This window comes from Mesorhizobium sp. M1A.F.Ca.IN.022.07.1.1, assembly GCF_003997575.1.
Taxonomy (GTDB): domain Bacteria; phylum Pseudomonadota; class Alphaproteobacteria; order Rhizobiales; family Rhizobiaceae; genus Mesorhizobium.
The window spans coordinates 1-18,145 of sequence record NZ_RZST01000086.1; the positions used below are offsets into that span (position 1 = coordinate 1).

An 18,145-nucleotide genomic window follows, 5' to 3' on the forward strand; every position below is an offset into this window, starting at 1 on the left:
GCCTGTCCTCGGTCTCGGCCGAGCGGCTGATCCAGCAGGCGACGGCGGGCGAGCCGATCCAGAAAATCGCGAAGAAGAAGGCGACGAACGCGCCGGTGGAATCGGCCAGCACCGGAACGGCAAGGCCGACGACGCCGATGATCACGGCGCCATACATCATGCTGTAATAGGCGCCGAGATCGCTGCCGCCGGTCTTGTGCGCCTGCGAGGCGGTGCGCCACTCCAGAAGGTTCTGGCGGCTGACGAAGAGCCGGTAAAGAGTGCGGACGATGGCATCGCCCATCATCCAGGCAAGGTGCGCCATCAAAAGCACCTTCAGCGCCACCAGCGCGGTGCCGAACACAGTGTCGCGCGCCAGCGCCGAGAAATGGCCGCGCGGCGTCTGGTCGCCGCTCTTCGGCAGGATGCCGTTGACGATGTCGAAAGTCGGGGCCATGAACAGGCTGAGGATCATCAGCGCCTGCCACTGCGCGGCCTGCGTGAACGGCAGCAGCGTCCAGCCGGCGATACAGGCCATCACCCAGAAGATCGGGGTCACCGAGCGGCGGAGGTTATCGACCATCTTCCAGCGCGACAGTGCCGGAACGCCAGAGCGCGGATCGAACATGAAGCCGAGCAATTGCCAGTCGCCGCGCGCCCAGCGGTGGTGGCGTGAGGCGTCGACCGAGTAGCGGGTCGGATAGTCCTCGACCAGCTCGACATCGGTGACGAGCGCGGCGCGCGCCAGGGCGCCTTCGAGCAAATCGTGGCTGAGGATGGTGTTTTCCTCGATGCGGCCCTTCAGCGCCGTTTCGAAGGCGTCGATATGGTAGAGGCCCTTGCCCGTGAAAGTGCCGTCGCCGAAGACGTCCTGATAGACGTCGGACACGGCAAAGACGTACGGGTCGAGACCGCGATTGGCCGAGAAGACGCGCTGGAAGAAGGAGGCATCGTCGCCGCTGGTGAGCGAGGCGGTGATGCGCGGCTGCAGGATGGTGTAGCCGGCTGTAACGACGCGCTTTGCCGGATCGAAATGCGGACGATTGAGCGGATGCGCGAGCTTGCCGACAAGGCTCGAGACGGCGTCGCGCGTGGTGCGCGTATCGGCGTCGAGCGTCATCACATAGGTGACTTTGTCCGGCAGCGGCACATCGAGCGGCAGGAAGGTGGTGTCGCTGTCGCCGCGCAGCAGAAGGTTGAGCTCGTGCAGCTTGCCGCGCTTGCGTTCCCAGCCCATCCAGCAGCCCTGGGCCTGATTGTAGAGCCGGCGGCGATGCAGAAGATAGAAGCGCGGAGCACCTTCCGACGGATAGCGGGCGTTCAGCCTGGCGATCTCGTCGCGGGCATATTGCAGGATCTCGATGTCGGCTGCGTCGATCTCAGTCTTGGAATCAGGCCAGTCGGACAAAAGCGCGAAATGGATCTCTTCTGCCGTGTTGGCGAGATGATGCACCTCGATGTTGCGGATGTTTTCCTCGACGTCGTCGCGCGACCCGATGAGCGAAGGCACGACGACCAGCGTGCGCGCTGAGGCGGGGATGCCGTGCTTATAGTCATAGCCGACTAGCCGCGTCGGCTTGAGGAAGAGCGCCACGACGGTGTTGAAGAAGGCCAACGCGCCTTCGCTTGCCGGCACCGCGAACAAAGCCAGCATCAGCGTGATCGCCCCCGCCGAGAGGCCGAGATTGGCAAGCGCGTTGCCGGACAGCACAAGCAGGAGCACCGTCAGCAGGAAGACCGGCACGACGATGCCGAGCCAGCCGGTGGCGGCAAAGGCGCGCTTGAAAGTCACATAGAAGGGAGCCCGATAGCCGATCGCCTGTTCCAGCTCCGGCCGGCGCGGCCCGACCAGGAAGAAGCCGACATCGGTATGCACGGAGGGGTCGGCAGTTTCCGGCACGCCGGACGCATCGGTGACCCCAGGCATGTGGCCTGCAAGCTCGATCGCCGTTTCGGCGACGCGGAATTCGGAAAGGTCGGAGCGGCGCGCAAGCTGCTCGATCGCGGTGCGATACTGATCGCGCGAGAAGAAATCGAGCGCGGCGAAATCGGTCTTCTCGCGCAGCAGCGTGTCGATGCGGCTGACGCCCTCGAACCAGACCGTCCAGTCGACGTCGTTGATGAGGCGCAGGCCGCGGATGATGTTGCCGGTGGTGACGTTGCCGCTGGACAGCGTCTGATGCTCGGAGATGATGATCTCCTCGGCGTCGGAGCCGGTCTTCTCGAGCTCGCCCTCCAGCCATTCCAGCGCGCGGCCGGCGTTCTGCGAACCGTCACGCAGGCGATAAAGGAGCTGGGTGGCGAAAGTGGTATCCTGCGCATGCGCGGCGTAGCTCGACAGGATCCTGGTCCGGTCGGCATTGTCGTCGGTCGCCAGCACCCGGTCGGCGACCTCGTTGGCGATCTGGCGCATCTCTCTCGTACGGTTGACGCGCACTGCGATGCGTCGGAGGTTTTCGATCAGCACGAAGCGCAGCAGCGACGGCAGCGCCCAGAGCTCGCCGATCTTCAGCGGCTCGACCGATTGAAAGCCCTCGACGATGGCCTTGAACATGGTCGCCGAGACGGCGCTGTCGGAATGCTCGACATAGCTCCAGGCGACGACGAAGGCGCGCGGCAACGCCGTGCCGCCCGCAAGCTTGAGCGTCGGCAACTGGCGGTAGAAACGGCGCGGCAGATCGCGCTTGACCTGAAATATGGTCTCTTCGACCAGGTAGTTGTTGTCGAGCAGCCATTGCGCCGCGGGCGTGATCGTCTCGCCCTTGGCCTGGGCGGCGTTGGTCGAACGGTAGACTTCGAGAATCTTCTTGGCGCTATCGCGGATGCGGGCCTGGAATTCGAACGGCGAAAGCCCGAACAGGTCCCTGACATCGCCCTTGGCGAGTGCTGCGCCCAGCGCGCGCAGCCGGTCTTCCGGCAGGAAATTGGAGCGTATCGGCGCTTCCGTGACGGTCGGGAAGCCGGCACTAGTTTGTTCGATCTTGGCGGGATTCGTCTGGATGTTCATTGATTATTCCGTAAGGCGGGGCGCGATGCGGCGTCACCGCCACGGCAATGGCCCTAAAACCGGTTCAAATGCAATCTGTTGCATGGCAGGTTCGGCCGAAAGTTTGTTTGCGCTCCATGACAGGGGCGTCCCCTTTCGACAACTCAAGGGCGAACGCCCCTCGCTTCCCGCCCCGGGTCCGATCAGGGAAAGGATTCAGGCTTTTTCGTGATACATGCAAGGGGCCAGGCGATATTTCGCCCGCGCCGCGATCATGTTTGGCAACAGCCGTTAACCATTGGCGGCGGTGACGCGCAGGCGGATCACAAAAATCAGCTCATGCCCTTCAGGCTGGAGGCGCAGTTTCCGGCTCTGCTGATCGAGGACGAGCGCATCAAGCGGTCCGAGGCTGGCAGCGGTGTCCGTGAGGACTGTGACGCCACCGCCAACCGGCAAGATAATCGTCGTGCCGTCGGTCGACCTTATCTCGACTTCACCCGAAACAGGCAAGCGCTCGACCGTATGGCTGATGCAGCCGCGGCGGCTCATGACGTTGAGATCGGTGATCGGGCCGCCCATCAACGTGGCGCGGGTCGGCACGTCGCCGGGAAAAGGAAGCGGCGCCGAGGCTGGCGTCAGCCGCGCCGGCGGTCGAGCGGCGATGTCGAGCATAATGCCGTCGCCTTCCAGCACCGACAGCGTGCGGTCGACCCCGGCGAAGCTGGAGAATGGCCCGCTGGTCTCGACGCGCGCCATGGAGATGCGCCAGTCGAAATCCTCGAGACCGGCGCCATCAGGCGAGACGGCGATCTCGGTGGTCGTGCCGCCGCCGTTCTTCCACGGCATGACGCGATAGCCGGCGGCACGAAGGATGCGCATCGCCTCAACCCAGTATGCCCGGCAGGTTGAGCTGGTGCTCCTTCGCGCACTCGATGGCGATGTCGTAACCGGCATCGGCGTGACGCATGACGCCGGTCGCCGGGTCGTTCCACAGCACGCGCTCCAGGCGCCTGGCCGCGTCAGGCGTTCCGTCGGCGACGATCACCATGCCGGCATGTTGCGAGAAGCCCATGCCGACGCCGCCGCCGTGATGCAGCGAGACCCAGGTGGCGCCGGACGCGGTGTTGAGCAGCGCGTTGAGCAGCGGCCAGTCGGAAATGGCGTCGGAGCCATCCTTCATCGCCTCGGTCTCGCGGTTCGGCGAGGCGACCGAGCCGGAATCGAGATGGTCGCGGCCGATGACGACCGGCGCCTTGAGCTCGCCCTTGGCCACCATTTCGTTGAAGGCGAGCCCCAATCGATGTCGGTCGCCAAGCCCCACCCAGCAGATGCGCGCCGGCAGGCCCTGGAAGGAGATGCGCTCGCGCGCCATGTCGAGCCAATTATGCAGATGCGTGTTGCCGGGGGTGAGTTCGCGCACCTTGGCGTCGGTCTTGTAGATATCTTCCGGATCGCCCGAGAGCGCAGCCCAGCGGAACGGGCCGATGCCGCGGCAGAACAGCGGACGGATGTAAGCCGGCACGAAGCCGGGGAAGGCGAAGGCATTTTCGAAACCCTCGTCCTTGGCGACCTGGCGGATGTTGTTGCCGTAGTCGAGCGTCGGCACGCCGGCGTTCCAGAACGCCACCATCGCCTCGACATGCTCCCGCATCGACGCGCGCGCCGCCTTCTCCACCGCCTTCGGATCGCTGACGCGCTTCTCGCGCCATTCGGCCATGGTCCAGCCCTTGGGCAGATAGCCGTTGATCGGGTCATGCGCCGAGGTCTGGTCGGTGAGGATATCGGGGCGGATCCCACGCCTGAACATCTCCGGCACGATCTCGGCGGCATTGCCGAGCAGGCCGACGGACTTCGCCTCGCCGGCCTTGGTCCAGCGCTCGATCATTTCCATCGCCTCGTCGAGCGTTTTGGCCTTCTCGTCGAGGTAGCGAGTGCGCAAGCGGAAGTCGATCGAGTCCGGATTGCATTCGATGGCGAGGCAGGAGGCGCCGGCCATGACAGCGGCCAGAGGCTGGGCGCCGCCCATGCCGCCGAGGCCGGCGGTCAGGATCCACTTGCCCTTGAGATTGCCGCCATAGTGCTGGCGGCCGGCCTCGACGAAGGTCTCGTAGGTGCCCTGAACGATGCCTTGCGTGCCGATATAGATCCAGGAACCGGCCGTCATCTGGCCGTACATCATCAGGCCCTTCCTATCGAGGTCGTTGAATTTTTCCCAGGTCGCCCAGTGCGGCACGATGTTGGAATTGGCGATCAAGACGCGCGGCGCGTCCTTGTGGGTGCGAAAGACGCCGACCGGCTTGCCCGACTGCACCAAGAGCGTCTCGTCCTCGCCGAGCGTTTTCAACGACGCGGCGATGCGGTCGAAATCGTTCCAGGTGCGCGCCGCCCGGCCGATGCCGCCATAGACCACGAGCTCGTTCGGGTTCTCGGCGACCTCCGGATCGAGATTGTTCATCAACATGCGCAGCGGCGCCTCGGTCGTCCAATAGCGGGCGTTGAGCTTATCGCCGCGCGGCGCGCGGACTTCACGGATGTTGTGGCGAGGGTCGGTCATGTCGGCAGTTCCCTTTCGATCAGGTGCGGCGGGAGCGTCAGCGCGCGGCCCAGGCAATCGCGGTTTCGAGAATGGTTTTCAGCGTGGCGCGGATCGGCGCCGCGTAGGTTGGGTCGTAAGGCACCGGCCAGTTGTCTGGCGCGCCCTTTTCCGACGGCTCGCGCATATAGCCGCGGTTCGAGAGCTCCATCTGCAGCGCATGGACGCCGCTCTGCGGCCGGCCGAAACTTCTGGTGATCCAGCCGCCCTTGAAGCGCCCATTGACTACCCAGGACTGGCTGCTCGCCGCGAGGATGGCGGCTACCTTTTCCTGCAGGGATGGTTCGGTGCTCTTGCCGTCATTGGTGCCGAGATTGAACACCGGCAGCGTGCCTTCGAACAGGCGCGGCAGCACCGAGCGGATCGAATGGCAATCATACAGCACGATCTTCTCATGCATGCCGCGCAGCCGGTCGATCTCAGCCTGCAGTGCGGCATGGTAAGGCGCGAAGTAAGTCTCGCGGCGCCGGTCGATCTCGGACGGCGTCGGCTCCTCGCCCATGCGGTAGAGCGGGTCGCCATCAAACGTGTCGGTGGGGCAGAGCGTGGTCGTCGCCTGTCCAGGATAAAGCGAGACGCCGGAGGGGTCGCGGTTGACGTCGATGACGGTGCGCGAGATGGCGGTGTGGACGACCGTGGCGCCAAGATCGTTCGCGAAGTCGTACAGCTTGTCGATCCACCAGTCGCAGTCGCGGCGGCCGAGCCACGGCGAGACCAACCGGCTGTCGAGGCCCGCAAGATCTATGCCGGTGTGCGGGATCGAGACCAGCAGCGGCGCCGTACCGCGTGTGATGGTGAGCCAGGGCGTGGTCATTGGAGCTCTCCACGGGTTGGAGCTCTACGGCGCCCCCCTCTGTCCTGCCGGACATCTCCCCCACGAGGGGGGAGATCAGATATCACGCCGGCTTTCGCCAATCGTCCACGTTGCAAGAAGGAGCGGGGCGCCAAAGTTGCCAATCTCCCCCCTTGTGGGGGAGATGTCCGGCAGGACAGAGGGGGGCGTGAAGGATCGCGACCTATCAGAGCATTCAATCTCATGACGCAATCCCCGGCAGCGCCACCGCTCCCACCGCCTTCACCGCAGCACCGCTGCGCACCAGGGCGATCGCCTTTTCCATGTCGGGGTGGAAATGCCGGTCGTTGTCGAGATGCGGCACCTCGGCTCGGACCAGCTTGCGCACCGTTTCCAGCGCTTCGCTCGAGGCGAGCGGGGCGTGGAAATCGCAGCCCTGCGCGGCTGCCAACAGCTCGATGCCGATGACGGCCGTTGCGTTCTCGATCATGCCGAGCAGGCGGCGCGCGCCGTGGGCAGCCATCGAGACATGGTCTTCCTGGTTGGCCGAGGTCGGGATGGAATCGACGCTCGCCGGATAGGCCTTCTGCTTGTTTTCCGAAACGAGCGCCGCCGCCGTCACCTGCGGGATCATGAAACCGGAATTGAGGCCAGGCTTCGGCGTCAGGAAAGCCGGCATGCCGGAGAGCGCCGGATCGACCAGCATGGCGATGCGGCGCTCAGACAGCGAGCCGATCTCGCACACGGCAAGCGCGATCATGTCGGCGGCAAAGGCCACCGGCTCGGCGTGAAAGTTGCCGCCCGAGAGCGCGGTGTCGTCCTCGGCGAAGATCAGCGGGTTGTCGGTGACGCCGTTGGCTTCGGTCTCGAGCGTGTCGGCCGCCTTGCGCAGGACGTCGAGCGCGGCGCCCATCACCTGCGGCTGGCACCGCAGGCAGTATGGATCCTGCACGCGCTCGTCACCGACACGGTGCGATTCACGAATGGCGCTGCCGGCCATCAGATCGCGCAACGCGTCCGCGGTCTCGATCTGGCCGCGATGCTTGCGCAACAGATGAATACGCGGATCGAAAGGCGCGTCGGAGCCGCGGGCAGCATCGGTCGACAGCGCGCCGGCGACCAGCGCCGACTGGTAGAGCGTCTCGGCTTCGAACAGGGCGGCGAGCGCGAAGGCGGTCGAGAACTGGGTGCCGTTGAGCAGCGCCAGGCCTTCCTTGGCCCCGAGCGTGACCGGTTCCAGCCCATGCGAGACGAAGGCAACCTTGGCCGGGAAGCGGCCATGCGGGGTAAAACATTCACCGACGCCGATCATCACGGCCGTCATATGCGCGAGCGGCGCGAGGTCGCCCGAGGCGCCGACCGAACCTTGCGCCGGCACCACCGGAATGACGTCGTTGGCGAGCATCCCCTGGAGCAGGTCGATGGTCTCGGCGCGCACGCCGGAAGCGCCCTGGGCGAGGCTCGCCAGCTTCAACGCCATCATCAGCCGCACCACGGGGGCCGGCATCGGTTCGCCGACGCCCGCGGCATGGGAAAGCACGATGTTGCGTTGCAGCGTTTCAAGATCGTTTGCCGGAATGCGAACGCTGGCGAGCTTACCGAAGCCGGTGTTGATGCCGTAGACCGGCTCGCCTTTGGCGACGATGCGGGCGACGGCTTCGGCGCTGGCCTTGATCTTCGGCCGGCAGGAATCGTCGAGCTTCGGCACGGCGCCGCGATAGATGGCGCGCCAGTCGGCAAGCGTTGCGCTGCCGGGCTTCAGGATCAGTTCGGTCATTGTCCTCTCCAGATGCGGGCATGGAGCGGATTGAAGCCCATGCGGTAGACAAGTTCGGCCGGACGCTCGATATCCCAGACGGCAAGGTCGGCCGATTTGCCGGCTTCCAGCGTGCCGGTCCTGTCGAGAAGCCCCAGCGCACGCGCGGCCTCGCGGGTGACGCCGGCGAGGCATTCGTCGACGGTCAGGCCAAAGAGCGTCGCGGCCATGTTCATGGTGAGCAGCAGCGAGGTGAGCGGCGAGGTACCGGGATTGGAGTCGGTGGCGACCGCCATCGTCACGCCATGCCGGCGGAACAGCTCGACCGGCGGCCTCTTGGTCTCGCGGATGAAATAGTAGGCGCCGGGCAGGATCGTCGCGACGGTGCCGGACCCGGCCATCGCCGCGGCGCCCTCCTCATCGGTGTATTCCAGGTGATCAGCCGACAGCGCGCCGTAGCGCGCGGCAAGCGCGGCGCCATGCAGGTTGGACAACTGGTCGGCGTGAAGCTTCACCGGCAGGCCAAGCGCTTTCGCCTTATCGAAGACGCGCGCGATCTGTTCCGGTGAGAAGGCAATGCCCTCGCAAAAACCGTCGACGGCGTGCGCGAGCTTTTCGGCGGCAACCGCCGGGAGGATCGTGCCGGCGACGAGATCGATGAAAGCGTCCTTGTCGCCCCTGGCTTCAGGCGGCAGCGCATGGGCGGCGAGACAGGTCGTAAGGATCGTGATTGGACGCTCACTGGCCAGACGGCGGGCAGCGCGCAGCGACTTTTTTTCATTGTCGGCATCGAGGCCGTAGCCGGACTTGACCTCGACGGTCGTGACGCCCTCGGCCATCAGCGCGTCGAGGCGGGGCAGCGTCTGGGAGACGAGCTCGTCTTCGCTCGCGGCGCGCAGCGACTTGACCGAGGAGACAATGCCACCCCCTGCCCTCGCCACCTCCTCATACGTGGCGCCGGCCAAGCGCATCTCGAATTCGTTGGCGCGGTTGCCTGCATAGACAAGGTGGGTGTGGCAATCGATCAGGCCGGGGGTGATCCAGCGGCCCTGGCAATCGACCGTTTCGGCGCCCTGCCCGGCGGCTGCCGGCAGGTCGGCCTCCGATCCGGCATAGACGATCAGCCCGTCGCGCGCGGCGATCGCACCTTTCTCGACGATGCCGAGACCGGGAGCACCCTCGGCCATGGTCGCCAGGCGCGCATTGCGCCACAGACGAAGGCCGCTCTTTCCGTTTGCTCCACCCATCATCTTTTCCATTTGAAAGGATGACGATTATGTATATACATATTGGAACGCGACGCAAGTGTTAATGTCGCTCGGGCTTTCGGATTGGGAGTTTGGACGTGACGGTGATCTTTGCGGAACAGGCGCTGCTGCCCGGCGGTTGGCGGGGCAATGTGAGGATCGCATTCGAGGGCGGCCGTATCTCTGCAGTCGAAGCGGGCTCTTCGGCGCACGCCGGCGACGAACGCCACGCGATCGTCCTGCCCGGCATGCCCAACCTGCACAGCCACGCCTTCCAGCGCGGCATGGCGGGGCTTGCCGAACTGCGCGGTCCCTCGGCCGACAGTTTCTGGAGCTGGCGCGAGGTGATGTACCGCTTCGCGCTGTCGATGACGCCGGACCAGGTCGAGGCGGTCGCGGCGCAGCTTTATGTGGAGATGCTGGAAGCCGGTTTTTCGCGCGTCGGCGAGTTCCACTATCTGCACCACGACCGCGACGGGCAGCCTTATGCCAACATCGCCGAGATGGCGGAGCGCATTGCTTCTGCCGCCGCCGACACCGGCATCGAGCTGACCCTGCTGCCAGTCTTCTATGCCCATTCGGCCTTCGGCGGCGCTGCTCCCAACGAAGGCCAGCGGCGATTCATCAATGATGTCGAACGCTTCGGACGTCTGCTTGAGAAAACTCGCGAGGGCGTTCGCTCGCTGGAGCAAGCCGTCGTCGGCGTCGCGCCGCACAGCCTGCGCGCCGCAACGCCGGACGAACTCAACGCGGTTGCCGCAATGGCGCCGAACGGGCCGATCCACATCCATGTCGCCGAGCAGGTGAAGGAAATCGAGGACTGCATCGCCTGGTCAGGCAAGCGTCCGGTCGAGTTGCTGCTCGGACATGCTGAGGTGGACAGGCGCTGGTGCCTGATCCACGCCACGCATATGACCGAGGCCGAGACGATCGCCATGGCCAAGAGCGGCGCCGTCGCTGGGCTCTGCCCGATCACCGAGTCCAATCTCGGCGACGGCACTTTCGCCGCCCCCTTGTTCATCGAACATGGCGGCCGCTTCGGCGTCGGCTCCGACTCCAATGTGCTGATCGGCCTGCCGGACGAGCTTCGGCAGCTCGAATATTCGCAGCGCCTCGCCCACCGCGCTCGCAATGTGCTGGCGCGCGCCGGCGGCTCTACCGGTCGTGCGCTGTTCGATGCCGCGCTCGATGGCGGCAGCATCGCGCTCGGCGACGGCCCCTCAACCCTCGCCGTCGGCAGGCCCGCCGATTTCGTCTCGCTCGACGCCGGTCATCCCTCACTTGCCGGCAAGGCGGGCGATGCCATCCTCGACGCCTGGATCTTTGCCAATGGCAGCAAGGTCGATTGTGTCTGGGTGCATGGCAAGAAGCAAGTGAGCGGCGGCAGGCATGTCAAACGCGAGGCGGTCGCCGGGCGCTTCCGCAAAGTGATGATGGCGCTTTCCGAGGGCTGATCCCGATGAGCATGACCGAAACGGCAGAGATGGAAGACGGCGAGACCCTGTCGCTGCACCAGCGGATCCTGTCCGACATCCGGGAAAAAATCCTGTCGGGTGCATGGGCGCCCGGCCACCGCATCCCGTTCGAGCACGAGCTGACGGCTCAGTATGATTGTTCGCGCATGACTGTGAACAAGGCGCTGTCGCAGCTCGCGAAGGCGGGGTTGATCGAGCGCCGCCGCCGCTCGGGCAGCTTCGTGCGCCAGCCGCAGTCGCAGGCGGCGGTGCTGGAGCTGCACGACATCAGGATCGAGGTCGAGGCGCTTGGCCTGCCCTATCGTTATGAACGGCTGGAGCGCATGAAACGACGCGGCAATGCCGAGGATCGGTCGCTGCTTGGGCTATCTGCCACGGGTCCAGTGCTTTGGCTGGAGGGGCTGCATTTTGCCGGCGAACGGCCATTCGCGCTCGAGCAGCGCCTGATCAATCTTTCGGCGGTGGGCGAGGCCAGCGAGGAAGAATTTCTCGACATCGCGCCCGGCCCCTGGCTGATCGGCCGCGTGCCGTGGAGCGAGGCCGAGCACCGTATCCGCGCCATGGCGGCTGACGAAACTATCGCCGACACGCTCGACATCGATCCCGGTGCGCCCTGCCTGGTGGTCGAGCGCCGCACCTGGAGCGCCGAGCATCCGGTCACGCATGTGCGCTTCATCTATCCGGCGGAAAGCCACACGCTTGTGGCGCGGTTCACGCCTTCGCAGGGATGAGCGATCTTCCCCTCGCGGGCCCACGAGGGGAAGATTGGCGGATCCAGCGCCTTACAGCGCCGCCGTGATAATGATCTCGACCAGATATTCCGGGGTGGCGAGCTTGGCTTCGCCGGTGGCGCGGGCGGGCGTGTGGCCTTGCGGCACCCACTTGTCCCACTCCGAATTCATCTCGGCGAAGGTGCCCATGTCGGCCAGCCAGATGATCGCCTGCACGATCTTGGTCTTGTCGCTGCCAGCCTTGGCCAGCAATTCGTCGATGGTCTTCAGGATGTCGCGAGTCTGCGAGGCGACGTTGCCGCCGGGCTCACCGACTTGGCCGGCCAGATAGACAGTGTTGCCGTGAATGACGATCTGGCTCATGCGCGGGCCGACATCGATACGACGAATGCTCATGGGAGGTTCCTTCTTTCTAGGGTCGCGCCTGTTTAGAGTTCGTGCCGGCTCCGGGCAAGGCCGACCGGCGCGAAACCGATTGAGCCAATTTATCGGCTCCGGACCGCTTCCGTGTACACGGCGAGTTGACCGATCTGGACACAATTCTGCCGAACCGGCATGTTGACTAATGTAATAACATCACATATCGACGAGTGCTCTCGAATTCGTGTCCGATCCGGAACGCCTGATGACAAATGCCTGCCTGACCTTCCGCGACCTGACGCTCGGTTACAACAGCCATCCGGCCATTCATCACCTCAACGGCACGGTCCGAAAAGGCTCGCTGACTGCCGTCGTCGGCGCCAACGGCTCGGGCAAGTCGACGCTGATGAAGGGCATTGTCGGCGTGCTGAAGCCGATGGAGGGCACGGTTGTCCGCGCGCCCGGCGTGCGCACCGCTTATCTGCCGCAGCAGTCGGAGCTCGACCGCAGCTTCCCGGCGCGGGTGGTCGACCTGGTCTCGCTTGGCCTGTGGCCGAAGCGCGGCATGCTCGGACGCTACACCAAAGAGGATCGCGAGTCGGTCAGCAAGGCGCTGATGGCGGTCGGGCTCGGCGGCTTCGAGAAGCGGCCGATCCACACGCTCTCCGGGGGTCAGCTGCAGCGCACGTTGTTTGCCCGCGTGCTGTTGCAGGATGCCGACCTCATCCTGCTCGACGAGCCGTTCAATGCCGTCGACGCCAAGACCGTCGGCGACCTCATCCAGCTGATAAAGCGCTGGCATGGCGAGGAGCGCACGATCATGGTGGTCGTCCACGACCTCGATCTCGTGCGGCGGAATTTTCCGAAGACGCTGCTGCTCGCCCGCCAGCCTGTCGCCTGGGGCGACACAAAACAGACGCTCAGGCCTGAAAACCTGCTCAAGGCGCGGCGTTTTCACGAGGCCTGGGAAGAGAACGCGCCCTGGTGCGAGCCCGATGACCATGGCCATGACCACGAACATCATGACCACGCGCACGCGCATGATCATCATCACGGCCATGGCTCCGGACCGAGGGCGGCGTGATGGAGTTTCTCTACGGCCTGTTCATCCAGCCCTTCGCCGATTTCGCCTTCATGCAACGGGCGCTGTTCGGCTCGCTGATGCTGTCGCTCGGCGCCTGCCCGGTCGGCGTCTTCCTGATGCTCAGGCGCATGAGCCTGTCGGGCGACGCAATGGCGCACGCCATCCTGCCCGGTGCCGCCGCGGGCTTCCTGTTCTATGGCCTCGAGATCCTGCCGATGACCGTCGGCGGGCTGATCGCCGGCATCATCGTCGCGCTCGGCGCAGGGGCGGTTTCGCGCTTCACCATCCAGCGCGAGGACGCCTCGATGGCGGCCTTCTATCTGATCTCGCTCGCCATCGGCGTGCTTATGGTGTCGATCCGCGGCTCGAGCGTCGACCTGATGCATGTGCTGTTCGGCACCGTGCTGGCGCTCAACAACGAGGCGCTGATCCTGATCTGCGGCATCGTGGTTGTGACGCTCGCCTGCCTCGCCATCTTCTGGCGGGCGCTGGTCGCCGAATGCCTCGATCCGCTGTTCCTGCGCTCGGTGAGCCGCATGGGCAGCCCGGTCCATTTCATCTTTCTTGGGCTGGTCGTGCTCAACCTCGTCGGCGGTTTCCAGGCGCTGGGCACGCTGCTCTCGGTCGGGCTGATGATGCTGCCGGCCGCCGCCGCCCGCTTCTGGACGGTTCGCGTCGAGCCGATGTGCGCGCTGGCGGTGCTGATCGGCTTTGCCTCCTGCATAGCCGGACTGCTTTTGTCCTATCACGCCTCACTGCCGTCCGGCCCGGCTATCATCCTTTCGGCCGGCGTCGTTTATTTCTGCTCGATCCTGTTCGGCACGCGCGGCGCGCTGCGCGCCCGTATCGTGCATCACCGCCACCGCACAGCTTAATCCCCAAGCAAGGAGACTCTTCCCAATGTTGAAATCCTTCCGCGCCGCCCTGGCGCTGAGCGTTATAACATTAAGCGCTTTCGCCACATCGTCCGCTTTTGCGGCGCCGCTCAAGGTGGTGGCGAGCTTCACGGTGATCGCTGACTTTGCGAAAAATGTCGGCGGCGACCGCGTCAACATCACCACCATCGTCGGCCCGGACGGCGACGCGCATGTCTACGAGCCGACCCCCGCCGATGCGGTGGCGATGGCCGGCGCCGATGTCGTGCTGGTCAACGGTCTGCATTTCGAAGGCTTTTTGCAGCGCCTGGTCGACACCAGCGCCACCAAGGCGACGATCGTGACGCTGACCAAGGGCGTGACGCCGATCGCCTTCAAGCCGGAATTCGCCGATGCCGACGCGGCCGAAGGCGCCGGCACCGGCGGCGGCAAGACGGTCAACGACCCGCACGCCTTCCAGTCGATTGCCAATGCCAAGATCTACGTGAAGAATATCGCCGATGCATTCTGCGCCGCCGATAGCGCGGGCTGCGACAGCTACAAGGCCAATGCCGCCGCTTACACGCAGAAGCTCGACGCGTTGGAGGGCGAAGTGACCGCGGCGATCCAGGCGATCCCCGAGGCCAAGCGCGTCGTCATCACCTCGCACGACGCCTTCGGCTATTTCGAGCATGCATACGGCCTGACCTTCCTTGCTCCGCAAGGCATCTCGACCGATTCCGAGCCTTCGGCCGCCGACGTGGCCAAGCTGGTCAACCAGGTCAAGCAGGACAAGGCGGCGGCGATCTTCATCGAGAACATCACCAACCCCAGGCTCATCGAGCAGATCGCCAGCGAGACCGGCATCAAGGTCGGCGGCACGCTCTATTCCGATGCGCTGTCGCCGCCCGACGGCCCGGCCTCGACTTATATCGACATGATGCACAACAACATCGAGCAGTTCAAAGGCGCGCTGCTCGGAAGCTAAGCGGCATCATCCAACCGGGCTAAAATCGGCCCGGTTGGATTTTCCGCCCCGCACTCTCTATTTGGCAGAGAGATCCGGTGCTACGGATTGCCGCCAATGCCGCGCGGTGGCATGACTGCGGCCAAGGATTGCGAGGACGACGCTATGGAATACCGCCAGATCAGCGAAGACTATTCGGTCTCGGGGCAGATCCAGCCCGAGGACATCGTTGCCATCAAGGACGCCGGCTTCAAGAGCGTCATCTGCAACCGGCCGGACGACGAGCAGCCCGGCCAGCCCTCTGCCGACAGCGTCAAGGCGGCCGCGGAAGCTGCGGGGCTCGCCTTCCGCTACATCCCGGTGATCAGCGGCCAGCTCACCATGGACAATGTCGAGGATCAGGCCGAGGCGCTCGACGAGCTCGAAGGCCCAGTCTTCGCCTATTGCCGCTCCGGCGCGCGCTGCACCAACCTCTATGGGCTGATCCAGCAGCAGCGGGGGTGAAAGCTTGCGCATTGGCGAGAGCCAATTCCGCAGGTTCGCGTTCCGTCGCCGTCGCATCCAACAAAGATCTCCGCAAACTAAATCGGCAGCGCGCCGGTCTCTTTCAACGTTTCCAGCACGATCGCTGTCTTGACGTGCTGCACCGATTCATGCGGCAGCAGCACGCCGTTGACGAACTCGGAAAGCGATTTGAGATCGGGCGTCACCACCTTCAGGATGTAATCCATCTCGCCGGTCAGCGCGTGCGCTTCCTGCACCTCGGGTAGCCGCGCCACCAGCTCGCCGAAGCGGCGGGCATTGTCGCGGTTGTGGGTGGCCAAGGTCACCGAAATCACATTGACCAGCGAAAAGCCGAGACGGTCGCGGTCGAGCACGGCGCGATAGCCCCTGATATAGCCATCTTCCTCCAGCCGCTGGCGGCGGCGCGAGCATTGCGAGGCCGACAGGTTCACACGCTCCGAAAGGTCGTTGTTAGTGAGCCGCGCATCGCCCTGCAGGAGCGCCAGTATCTTGCGGTCAAATTGATCAAGGCGCGCATCATCCATGATTTTCTCCCCAATCATGCACAATCTGCGCACATGATGGGCATTCCAGGCGGTTGAATGCAAGCACCATGCAGCCGTCCAGCGTTATTATAGTGAAAGCTGGCCAAGCACGGCCTTAACAGCTTTCGGAGGACTGCCATGGGCCCCTTCCCGCATGACGCCCCGCCCGCCAAGATCAGCAAGGCGAATCCCGCCGGCACCGACGGCTTCGAATTCGTCGAGTTCGCGCATTCAGACCCGGCAAAACTCGCCGAGCTCTTCGCCCGCATGGGCTATGTCGCGGTGGCGAAGCACCGCACCAAGGACATCACCGTCTGGCGCCAGGGCGACATCAACTATGTCGTCAATGCCGAGCCAGGCTCGCATGCGATGAAATTCGTCGAAAAGCACGGCCCCTGCGCCGCCTCGATGGCGTGGCGCGTGGTCGATGCCAAGCATGCCTTCGACCATGCCGTGTCGAAGGGTGCTGTGCCCTATGAGGGCACCGACAAGGCGCTCGACGCGCCGGCGATCGTCGGCATCGGCGGATCGCTCCTCTATTTCATCGAAACCTATGGCGACAAGGGCTCGGCTTACGATGCTGAGTTCGAGTGGCTGGGCGAGCGCAATTCGAAACCCGAAGGCGTCGGCTTCTACTATCTCGACCACCTGACCCACAATGTCTATCGCGGCAACATGGACAAGTGGTGGGACTTCTACCGCGACCTGTTCGGCTTCAAGCAGATCCATTTCTTCGACATCGACGGCAGGATCACCGGATTGGTCAGCCGGGCGATCACCTCGCCCTGCGGCAAGATCCGCATTCCGCTCAACGAGTCCAAGGACGAAACCAGCCAGATCGCCGAGTATTTGAAGAAGTACAACGGCGAGGGTATCCAGCACATCGCTGTCGGCACCGATGCGATCTACGATGCCACCGACAAGCTTGCCGCCAACGGTCTGAAGTTCATGCCCGGCCCGCCCGACACCTATTACGAGATGTCGCGTGAGCGCGTGTACGGCCATGACGAGCCGATCGAGCGCATGAAGAAGCACGGCATCCTGATCGACGGCGAAGGCGTCGTAGACGGCGGTATGACCAAGATCCTGCTGCAGATCTTTTCGAAGACGGTGATCGGGCCGATCTTCTTCGAATTCATCCAAAGGAAGGGCGACGAAGGTTTTGGCGAAGGGAATTTCCGCGCGCTGTTCGAGTCGATCGAGCAGGACCAGATCAAGCGCGGCGTGCTGAAGGTGGACGGCAGGGCGGCGTAGCGCCTGCTTACGCTCGGTTGCGGCCCGACCAATTATGACCTAAATTATGGTCAGAAAGGTCGAGCAATGAACGTTCCGATGGCAAAAGCGAAGGCTCAGCTCTCTGAGCTGGTGAAGCGTGCCCAAGCTGGTGAAGAGATCCATCTGACCCGGCACGGGGAAATCGTGGCAACTTTGAGCGCTCCCGCCCGGCCTGGCGGGAGCAAAGGTTTGTTCGGGGCTTTGAAAGGCCAGATTCGCATTTCGGATGATTTCGATGAACTCGGTCCCGAATGGGACGAGTACATCAAATGAGCCGCAAATATCTGGTCGATACCCATATTCTGCTTTGGGTTCTCAACGCGGATTCACGCCTTTCGGATCACCATCGTGACATCTTCCTTGCCGGCGAAGATGTCATCGTCAGCGCCATTTCCGTGGCAGAAATCGCCATCAAAAAATCGCTCGGCAAGGTCACGTTCGCAGGCAATATATCGGAAATCTTGCGGTCGAACGGTATTCCGATCCTCAGTGTGAACGAACTACACGCAGAACGGCTCGAGCATCTGCCGCTCCACCATCGCGATCCCTTCGACCGCCAGCTCATTGCACAAGCGCAAATTGAAGGCCTTACGTTGATTTCAGCGGACCGTCATTTTTCAGCGTATGATGTCACGCTGGCCTGATCCGCAATCCCCAGCCGCTCGACTTCCGCCTGCCTGAGCTTCAGATCATAATCGAGCAAAAACTCATCCAATTGCGGTGGGGAGACCGAGGTGCCCGACAGCATCGCGTGCACTTGGCCGCGATGGTGGATGTCGTGCAGGAAGACATGGGCGAGGATGTCGCCGATCTTTTCGGGGATCATGCCGTCCTCGCGTCGATCGGTGAGGACGCGGCGGTCGAGATCAAGCTCGGACAGGCTGTCGCAGAAAGCGACAAGTCTTCGGTCGAAGTCGGCCTGCGCTTCCGCCAGGCTTGACGCATCGTCAAACGGTATGAAGTCGTCATAGGCCGCAGCACCGAGGCCGCCACCGG

The 18,145-nt window shown here is 64.1% G+C and carries 17 protein-coding genes and 1 pseudogene; 9 read left to right on the top strand and 9 right to left on the bottom strand.

Annotation, left to right across the window (positions count from 1 at the left end; all coding sequences use genetic code 11):
- From EOA75_RS12500 to hutI, 6 genes and pseudogenes are all read right to left on the bottom strand, one after another.
- Positions 1–2,986, bottom strand: a pseudogene (locus tag EOA75_RS12500) (protein ndvB); the annotation flags it as partial.
- Positions 2,987–3,256: 270 nt separating this feature from the next.
- Positions 3,257–3,844 carry a HutD family protein gene (locus EOA75_RS12505; RefSeq protein ID WP_095801236.1) on the bottom strand — a complete coding sequence of 196 codons (588 nt, stop codon included), beginning with the start codon at positions 3,842–3,844 and terminating at the stop codon, positions 3,257–3,259.
- A 4-nt stretch (positions 3,845–3,848) separates the two neighbouring features.
- Positions 3,849–5,519 (bottom strand): urocanate hydratase, encoded by a 1,671-nt coding sequence (gene hutU, locus EOA75_RS12510; RefSeq protein ID WP_127324350.1) that lies wholly within the window; start codon positions 5,517–5,519, stop codon positions 3,849–3,851.
- Between the two features lie 37 nt (positions 5,520–5,556).
- Entirely contained in the window at positions 5,557–6,372 is an 816-nt protein-coding gene (gene hutG, locus EOA75_RS12515) for an N-formylglutamate deformylase (protein ID WP_095783201.1), read from the bottom strand.
- A 220-nt stretch (positions 6,373–6,592) separates the two neighbouring features.
- A complete protein-coding gene (gene hutH, locus EOA75_RS12520) occupies positions 6,593–8,128 on the bottom strand; it encodes a histidine ammonia-lyase (protein WP_127324351.1) in 1,536 nt (511 codons plus the stop codon).
- Positions 8,125–9,354 carry an imidazolonepropionase gene (gene hutI / locus EOA75_RS12525; protein ID WP_164747363.1) on the bottom strand — a complete coding sequence of 410 codons (1,230 nt, stop codon included), beginning with the start codon at positions 9,352–9,354 and terminating at the stop codon, positions 8,125–8,127. Before hutI ends, hutH begins: the two co-directional genes overlap by 4 nt.
- Before the next feature lie 98 nt (positions 9,355–9,452).
- Between hutI and EOA75_RS12530 the strand changes: the two genes are divergently transcribed.
- Positions 9,453–10,808 (top strand): formimidoylglutamate deiminase, encoded by a 1,356-nt coding sequence (locus EOA75_RS12530; protein ID WP_127324353.1) that lies wholly within the window; start codon positions 9,453–9,455, stop codon positions 10,806–10,808.
- Positions 10,809–10,813: 5 nt separating this feature from the next.
- The gene (gene hutC / locus EOA75_RS12535) at positions 10,814–11,560 is read left to right on the top strand and encodes a histidine utilization repressor (RefSeq protein ID WP_095824772.1); all 747 of its coding nucleotides are present in this window, start codon (positions 10,814–10,816) and stop codon (positions 11,558–11,560) included.
- A 51-nt stretch (positions 11,561–11,611) separates the two neighbouring features.
- On the opposite strand, the gene EOA75_RS12540 is transcribed toward hutC, so the two are convergent.
- On the bottom strand, positions 11,612–11,956 hold the full coding sequence (locus EOA75_RS12540) for a RidA family protein (protein WP_127324354.1): 345 nt from the start codon (positions 11,954–11,956) through the stop codon (positions 11,612–11,614).
- Positions 11,957–12,185: 229 nt separating this feature from the next.
- Here EOA75_RS12540 and aztA point away from each other — a divergent pair, with 229 nt between their 5' ends.
- From aztA to EOA75_RS12560, 4 genes are all read left to right on the top strand, one after another.
- Positions 12,186–13,004 (top strand): zinc ABC transporter ATP-binding protein AztA, encoded by an 819-nt coding sequence (gene aztA, locus EOA75_RS12545; RefSeq protein ID WP_127324355.1) that lies wholly within the window; start codon positions 12,186–12,188, stop codon positions 13,002–13,004.
- A complete protein-coding gene (gene aztB, locus EOA75_RS12550; RefSeq protein WP_067000522.1) occupies positions 13,004–13,879 on the top strand; it encodes a zinc ABC transporter permease AztB in 876 nt (291 codons plus the stop codon). The genes aztA and aztB overlap by 1 nt, the downstream gene beginning before the upstream one ends.
- A gap of 25 nt (positions 13,880–13,904) precedes the next feature.
- Positions 13,905–14,846: a zinc ABC transporter substrate-binding protein AztC gene (gene aztC, locus EOA75_RS12555; RefSeq protein ID WP_127215372.1), complete on the top strand. Its 942-nt coding sequence runs from the start codon at positions 13,905–13,907 to the stop codon at positions 14,844–14,846.
- A 144-nt stretch (positions 14,847–14,990) separates the two neighbouring features.
- Positions 14,991–15,329 (top strand): TIGR01244 family sulfur transferase, encoded by a 339-nt coding sequence (locus EOA75_RS12560; protein WP_067000965.1) that lies wholly within the window; start codon positions 14,991–14,993, stop codon positions 15,327–15,329.
- A gap of 77 nt (positions 15,330–15,406) precedes the next feature.
- Here EOA75_RS12560 and EOA75_RS12565 read toward each other — a convergent pair whose 3' ends face one another.
- A complete protein-coding gene (locus EOA75_RS12565) occupies positions 15,407–15,874 on the bottom strand; it encodes an Lrp/AsnC family transcriptional regulator (protein WP_059187534.1) in 468 nt (155 codons plus the stop codon).
- 138 nt (positions 15,875–16,012) lie between these two features.
- Between EOA75_RS12565 and hppD the strand changes: the two genes are divergently transcribed.
- From hppD to EOA75_RS12580, 3 genes are all read left to right on the top strand, one after another.
- On the top strand, positions 16,013–17,128 hold the full coding sequence (gene hppD, locus EOA75_RS12570; RefSeq protein WP_067329845.1) for a 4-hydroxyphenylpyruvate dioxygenase: 1,116 nt from the start codon (positions 16,013–16,015) through the stop codon (positions 17,126–17,128).
- Positions 17,129–17,194: 66 nt separating this feature from the next.
- On the top strand, positions 17,195–17,422 hold the full coding sequence (locus EOA75_RS12575) for a type II toxin-antitoxin system prevent-host-death family antitoxin (RefSeq protein ID WP_095778578.1): 228 nt from the start codon (positions 17,195–17,197) through the stop codon (positions 17,420–17,422).
- Positions 17,419–17,793, top strand: a complete 375-nt coding sequence (locus EOA75_RS12580; RefSeq protein WP_067329839.1) for a type II toxin-antitoxin system VapC family toxin — start codon at positions 17,419–17,421, stop codon at positions 17,791–17,793. Before EOA75_RS12575 ends, EOA75_RS12580 begins: the two co-directional genes overlap by 4 nt.
- On the opposite strand, the gene EOA75_RS12585 is transcribed toward EOA75_RS12580, so the two are convergent.
- Positions 17,760–18,145 (bottom strand): DinB family protein (locus tag EOA75_RS12585; RefSeq protein WP_127324356.1); only part of this gene is annotated, 386 nt, incomplete at its 5' end. The two genes, EOA75_RS12580 and EOA75_RS12585, sit on opposite strands and share 34 nt — an antisense overlap.